At 63.3% G+C, this 6,980-nt stretch carries 5 protein-coding genes and 1 pseudogene; all 6 read left to right on the plus strand.

What is annotated here, in order from left to right:
• Positions 1-85: 85 nt before the first annotated feature.
• Positions 86-1,099 (plus strand): ABC transporter ATP-binding protein, encoded by a 1,014-nt coding sequence (locus tag AB4Z10_RS28080; RefSeq protein WP_441473687.1) that lies wholly within the window; start codon positions 86-88, stop codon positions 1,097-1,099.
• A 21-nt stretch (positions 1,100-1,120) separates the two neighbouring features.
• A complete protein-coding gene (locus AB4Z10_RS28085) occupies positions 1,121-2,353 on the plus strand; it encodes a phosphopentomutase (RefSeq protein WP_441473688.1) in 1,233 nt (410 codons plus the stop codon).
• A gap of 158 nt (positions 2,354-2,511) precedes the next feature.
• A complete protein-coding gene (locus tag AB4Z10_RS28090; RefSeq protein WP_441473689.1) occupies positions 2,512-3,837 on the plus strand; it encodes an NAD(P)H-dependent oxidoreductase in 1,326 nt (441 codons plus the stop codon).
• A 3-nt stretch (positions 3,838-3,840) separates the two neighbouring features.
• Entirely contained in the window at positions 3,841-4,872 is a 1,032-nt protein-coding gene (locus AB4Z10_RS28095; RefSeq protein WP_441473690.1) for a thiamine pyrophosphate-dependent dehydrogenase E1 component subunit alpha, read from the plus strand.
• A pseudogene (locus AB4Z10_RS28100) lies at positions 4,872-5,871 on the plus strand (alpha-ketoacid dehydrogenase subunit beta). The gene AB4Z10_RS28095 and the pseudogene AB4Z10_RS28100 overlap by 1 nt, the downstream one beginning before the upstream one ends.
• A 2-nt stretch (positions 5,872-5,873) precedes the next feature.
• On the plus strand, positions 5,874-6,980 hold a 1,107-nt coding region (locus tag AB4Z10_RS28105; protein ID WP_441473691.1), incomplete at its 3' end, for a dihydrolipoamide acetyltransferase family protein.

Genomic DNA, 6,980 nt, shown 5'->3' on the forward strand with positions numbered 1-6,980 from the left:
TATGCAACAGACACTCGCCAAGGCCCTCGCAATCCGCAATCTCGACAAATCTTACCCGCTTGGCCGCGGGCGGCGTCTGCCGGTCGTGACGGATTTCAACCTCGATCTTGCACCTGGCGAGTTCGTCACCCTGTTGGGCCCGTCGGGTTGCGGCAAGACCACCGTGCTGCGAACCCTCGCAGGCTTAGAAGATTTCGAATCCGGCGAGATCCTGCTCGACTCCCGCTCGATCGCGCGGCTGCCGGCCCATCACCGCCGAATCGGCCTCGTTTTTCAGAACTACGCGCTGTTTCCGCATATGAGCGTGTTCGAAAATGTCGCCTATTCGTTGCGGCTAAGGCGCGTCGCCGAGGCGACTGTCCGCAGCGAGGTTGCTACCGCGCTCGCTGCGGTGGGATTGGACGACTATGGGCCACGTCTGCCCGGCCAGCTCTCTGGCGGCCAGCAGCAGCGTGTCGCCGTGGCGCGAGCTCTTGTCATGCATCCGGACCTGCTCCTCTTTGACGAGCCACTCTCCAATCTCGATGCCAAACTGCGCGTGCAGGTGCGCTCGGAGCTGCGCCGGCTGCAGCGGCGGCTCGGCACGACGGCACTGTTCGTGACCCACGACCAGGACGAGGCAATGAGCCTCTCCGATCGTATCGCGGTCATGAAAAGCGGGCGGATCGAGCAGGTCGGTGCGCCGGAGGAAATCTACGCCCGTCCGGCCACACTCTTCGTCGCCCAATTTGTCGGCAAGGTGAACGCACTGCCTGCAGGCGTGGTCGGCGAGCCGAACGGGAAGGTCGAGATCGAGCTTCTGGGAACCCGCGTGCGAGCTCCCGTTCCAAGCGCGACCTTCCCCAAAGACGTGCTGGCGCTTCTGCGGCCGGAGGCGATTACCCTCGGCCAGCCGGGCGAAGGGCTTCCTGGCCGTGTCGAGGAGATCGAGTATCTCGGCGACCTGACGGAATACCGGGTTCGCGTTGGCGATACGGTCTTGACGGCCGTCCGGTCTGCGCTCGGGGATTCGTGGAGGATCCGCGAGGGCGATCAGGTGGGGGTCGGCTTCAAGGAACAAACCATCCATCTGCTGCCGCGCAGCGACTCGAACGCCTGAAGGGCCGCGACGGGATCAGCCATGACAGGCACAACACCCTCCTTCGATCGTGTCATCATCCTCGTCCTCGACGCGCTCGGCATCGGCGCGCTTCCGGATGTGCACCTTGTCCGTCCCAATGATGTTGGCTCCAACACGCTGAAACACGTCGTCAGCGCGGTGGGCGGGCTTTCGCTGCCGAACCTGGAACGTCTCGGTCTCGGCACCGTCGCACCGGGGTCCGGCCTCAGGGTCGACCCTGCTCCTATCGCGGTGCATGGCATGTGCAATCTCGGCTACAAGGGCGCCGACACTTATCTCGGCCATCAGGTCATCATGGGCTCGCGCGTGCCCGACGTGCCGGAAGAGCTGTTCGATGCGGTGAGTGCCGATGTAGCTGCGGCGCTGCGGCGGGCCGGGCATCATGTCGAACCGGCGGGAGATGGGCTTTCTGCCCTGTTCGTCGATGGCAAGATGATCTGCGGGGACAATCTCGAGAGCGATCCGCTGCAGACCTATCACTGCGTCGGCTCGATCGAGGACATGGCCTACGAGGATATCGTCAAAGTCGGTGAGATCCTGCGTTCGGTGGCACGGGTGCGCCGGGTCGTCGCGATGGGCGGCTACGGTTTCCACGCCGCCGACATCCGCCATTGCACGGAGCGCCGGCCGACAGGTCAGTGCGGCGTCAACAATGTCGCGCTTGGCCTCTACACCAGCAACTACGTGGTGCGGCATCTGACGCGCGGCACCACGCCGGACGTTCAGGTCCCGACGATCCTGAAAAAGGCGGGCTATGAGGTCGAACTTCTCGGCAAAGTTGCCGACGTCATTACATGCGAAGGCGCACACAAGGAGCCGCATGTTCTGACACAGCCGGTGCTCGATGCGACCTACGCGTCGATGGCGCGTGTCCGCTCCGGGCTCATCGCGATCAACATCCAGGAGACCGACCTGGCAGGCCATGACGAGAGCGCCGAGCGCTATGCCGCCTGTCTGCGGCTAGCCGACGAGGGCATCGGCAACATGATGTCGATAATGAGTTCGCGGGATTTGCTGATCGTCACGGGCGATCACGGCAACGATCCCACGATCGGCCATGACAAGCACACCCGCGAGTTTACTCCCCTGCTTGTCTGGACGCCCGGTATCAAGCCCAAGGGCATCTTCATGCGCGACAGCCTGTCAGACATCGCGGCGACGACCGCCGAGATCTTCTCGGTAGCGGCGACAGAGATCGGCACGAGCTTTCTGGACGATATCGCAGTGGACTGATCGCAGGCGCAGGTCGGCGAAGCGGTTCTTGGCGCTTTGGCAAATGACACGATGGACGCCTTTGCATGCGCCAAAAATGAACATTATTATCAAATAAGCACCAAATGTACGAATCTGTGCTGATTGGTCAGCCCGATGATTCGAATAGGAGAAGCTCAATGGGCAGCAATGTCGCACCAACCGGACTGACTCGTGATCTCCTGGCACGTGCCGAAAGTGGGCGCCCGATCCGCATTGGCCTAATAGGTTCCGGCGAAATGGGCACGGATATCGTGACCCGCGTCGCGCATATGTCGGGCGTGACGGTTGGCGCCATCTGCGACCTCAATATCCCCGCCGCACGGAAAGCCGTCGAGATCGCCTATCAGGAGGACGGTCATTACCGTGACGCGTCCGACCAATCCGGGCTGAACGCAGCGATGGAAGCCGGTAAAGTCGCGGTGACATCCGACCCCGGGTTGATCCTCAACAGCGGCCTGATTGATGTCGTCATCGACGCCACCGGGGTGCCATCGGTTGGCGCCGAGATCGGGCTGGCCGCGATGGAACACGGCAAGCATCTCGTGATGATGAACGTCGAGGCGGACGTCACCATCGGCGCCTATCTCAAGAGTGAGGCAGACCGGCTCGGCGTCACATACTCTCTCGGCGCCGGCGACGAGCCCTCTTCCTGCATGGAGCTGATCGAGTTCGTCACCGCGATGGGGCATCCGATCGTGGCAGCCGGAAAGGGCAAGAACAATCCGCTCAATTTCGACGCCGTCCCGGACGACTATGCCGAGGAGGCCGCGCGCCGGCACATGAACGTCCGTATGCTCGTCGAGTTCGTCGATGGCTCGAAGACGATGGTCGAAATGGCCGCGATCGCCAATGCGACCGGCCTAATTCCTGACAAGCCCGGCATGCACGGCCCCGCCGCCACCTTGGACCAGCTGACCTCGACCTTGATTCCGGAGAAGGACGGCGGCGTACTCTCGCGCGTCGGCGTCGTCGACTATTCGATCGGCAAGGGGGTCGCGCCTGGCGTCTTCGTCGTCGCGGAGATGTCACACCCGCGCATTTCCGAGCGCATGGAAGACCTGAAGATGGGAAAGGGTCCCTACTTCACCTTCCACCGGCCTTATCATCTGACGTCGCTGGAAGTCCCGCTGACCTGCGCGCGCGTCGTTCTCTACGGCAAGCCGGACATGGTGCCACTCGCCCGGCCGGTGGCCGAGGTCTGCGCGCTTGCCAAGAAGGATCTGCAGCCTGGCGACCGGCTCGATGCCATCGGCGAGTACGCCTATCGCGCTTGGATTATGACCGCTGACGAGGCTCGCGCCGAGCGCGCCATCCCCTGCGGCATGCTCCAGGGCGGCACGGTCACCGCGCCCATCCGAAAGGGAGAGATGCTGACCTACGCGAATGCGGCGGTCGCGGAAGGCTCGAAGCTCGCCGCCCTTCGCGCCCGGCAGGATGCGCTCATCTACGGCAAAGGAGCCTGAAACATGACGGATCCCCAAGACGTGCCTGCCGCGGCAGGTGGAACCAATCTGCCGTTCCTTTACCGGCAATACCCGCGCGAACAGCTGCTCGACGCGCTGCGGCGCATGCATCTGATCCGCCGATTCGAGGAAGCCGCCGAAGAAAGCTACATGCGGGGCCTGATCCACGGCACCATGCATCTCTCGATCGGCCAGGAGGCCAGCGCGGTTGGCATCTGCCTGCCGCTGACCCGCGATGACCAGATTACATCGACGCATCGCGGCCATGGCCATTGCATCGCGAAAGGCGCCGAAGTGAAGCGAATGTTCGCGGAGTTCTTTGGCAAGACAACCGGCTATTGTGGCGGCCGGGGTGGCTCGATGCACATCGCCGACGTCTCTACAGGCAATCTCGGCGCGAATGGGATCGTCGGCGGCGGCATCCCGATCGCCGTCGGTGCCGCTCTAACGGCCAAGCGTCTGCGCACAGGGAAGGTCGCAGTCTCGTTCTTCGGTGATGGAGCGAATAACGAAGGCGCTTTCCATGAAGCGCTCAACATGGCCTCGGTCTGGAAGTTACCGGTCGTTTTCGTCTGCGAGAACAACGGTTACGGCATGTCGACATCAACCGAGCGCTCGACCGCTGTTCCCAACATCGCCGACCGTGCCGCCGGCTATGCCATGCCGGGCGTCATCGTCGACGGCAACGACCTTTCCGCGGTGGCGGAAGCTTCCCATGACGCCGTGGAGAGGGCCCGCCGTGGCGAGGGGCCTAGCTTGATCGAGTGCAAGACCTATCGCCATCGCGGCCACTCCAAAAGCGACCGGAACCGCTATCGCACCAAGGACGAGATCGAGGACTGGATGGCCAATCGCGATCCGATCGCGCGCTACGAGGCGCAATTGATCACGTTCGGCATCGCTTCTGAGGCAGAGCTCAAGGACGTTCGCCAAACCGTGGAGGTGGAGATCGCTGCGGGTATCGATTTCGCGAAGGCGAGCCCCATTCCCGCGGCGATTGACCTCGCCGATTACGTTTATACGGAACAACAGTGATGGACACCCAGGTCAGGGAGTTGAGCTATTCGCAGGCGATCCAGGAGGCGATGGCGATCGCGCTGGAGGCCGACGAGCGTGTCGTCCTGATGGGCGAGGATATTGGCGTCTATGGTGGAGCCTTTCAGGTCACCGGAGATCTGATCGAACGCTTCGGGCCTGAGCGCGTGATGGACACGCCGATATCAGAGCTCGGTGGCGCTGGCGTCGCAGTCGGCGCAGCCGTGACGGGTCTTCGGCCGATCTTCGAGTTTCAGTTCTCGGATTTCGCGACGCTCGCCATGGAGCAGATCGTCAATCAGGCTGCGAAGATGCGCTACATGCTCGGCGGAGCGGTCTCGGTGCCGGTGGTCATGCGCTTCCCGGCCGGGTCGGGGACCGGCGCCGCCGCGCAGCATAGCCAGAGTCTGGAAGCCTGGCTCGGTCATGTTCCGGGTCTGAAGGTCGTTCAGCCGGCGACGCCACACGATGCGAAGGGCATGCTGCTCGCCGCAGTCGCGGACCCCGACCCCGTGATGATCTTCGAGCACAAGCTGCTCTACAAGATGAAGGGGCCGGTTCCCGAAGGCCATTATACCGTGCCGATAGGCAAGGCTGCGATCCGTCGCGCCGGGACGGATCTGACCATCGTCGGCCACCTCGATCATGGTGCACAAGGCGCTTGAGGCCGCTGAGATCCTGGCTGCAGAGGGGATCGACGTCGAGGTCGTCGACTTGCGCAGCATTCGTCCGATGGACAATGCGACGATCATCGCCAGTGTCATCAAGACCCACAGGCTGCTCTGCGTCTACGAGGCGGTGAAAACGCTCGGCATAGGCGCCGAGATCAGCGCGATGATCGCCGAAAGCGAGGCCTTCGACCGCCTTGATGCGCCTATCGTGCGACTGGGCGGCGCGGAAACACCTATTCCCTACAACCCCGATCTAGAGAAGGCCGCCGTTCCTCAGGTTCCCCGGATCGTGGAGACAGCGCGGGATCTCGTCCGGGGAGTACGCTGATCATGCCCGTCGAAGTCATTTTACCGAAGGTCGACATGGATATGTCGACCGGGCGCATATCGAAATGGTTCTTCGCGGACGGGGCGAAGGTCGAGAAGGGCGACGTGCTCTTTGAGATCGAGACCGACAAGGCGGCTATGGAAGTCGATGCGCCGGCTGGTGGTGTCTTGCGCGGCATCACAGGCAAGGAAGGCATCGACATTGCCGTCGGATCGACTGTCGCATGGATCTACAAGGATGGGGAAGCTCATGGCGCCGTTGCGGAGGCTGCTGCCGTCGTGGCTGAAAACGGCGTCTCGGTAGCATTGGCCAAGCCTGGGCCTGCAGCCGCTTTGCTAGAGCAGCCCCTAACCGATGGAACTGCCTTCGATGGTGATGTGCGCGCGACCCCGCTCGCTCGCCGCATCGCCAAGGACGCCGGGCTCGATCTTGCCGCCATCAACGGCTCCGGTCCGCATGGCCGCATCGTCGAGAAGGATGTCGAGGCAGCCAGGAAGGGCGGCGGAGCCAAGGCTGCCCCGGCAGCTGCACCTTCTGCCGCTCCGGCTGCGCCCAAGCCCGCCGCCGCGCCGCTTGCCACCGGCCCCTCCGACGAGCAGGTCAAGAAGCTGTTCGAGCCGGGCTCCTATGAGGAGGTTCCGCATGACGGCATGCGCAAGACGATCGCGCGCCGCCTGACCGAGGCCAAGCAGACCGTCCCGCATTTCTACGTCACCGTCGATTGCGAACTCGACGCGCTGCTCAAGCTGCGCGCGGAGCTCAATGCTGCAGCGCCGGAGAAGGACGGCAAGCCGGCCTACAAGCTCTCGGTCAACGACATGGTGATCAAGGCACTGGCGCTGGCGCTCAAGGCCGTTCCGGATGCGAACGTATCCTGGACCGAGAACACGATGCTCAAGCACAAGCATGCCGATGTCGGCGTCGCCGTCTCGATTCCGGGCGGTCTGATCACGCCGATCATCCGCGATGCCTGCCACAAGACGCTGTCGCAGATCTCCAACGAGATGAAGGACATGGCGGCCCGCGCCAAGGCCCGCAAGCTGAAGCCCGAGGAGTATCAGGGCGGCACGACGGCAGTCTCGAACCTCGGCATGTTCGGGGTCAAGGAC

Origin of the sequence: Allobosea sp. RAF48 (assembly GCF_052114025.1) — a bacterium.
Classification (GTDB): domain Bacteria; phylum Pseudomonadota; class Alphaproteobacteria; order Rhizobiales; family Beijerinckiaceae; genus Allobosea.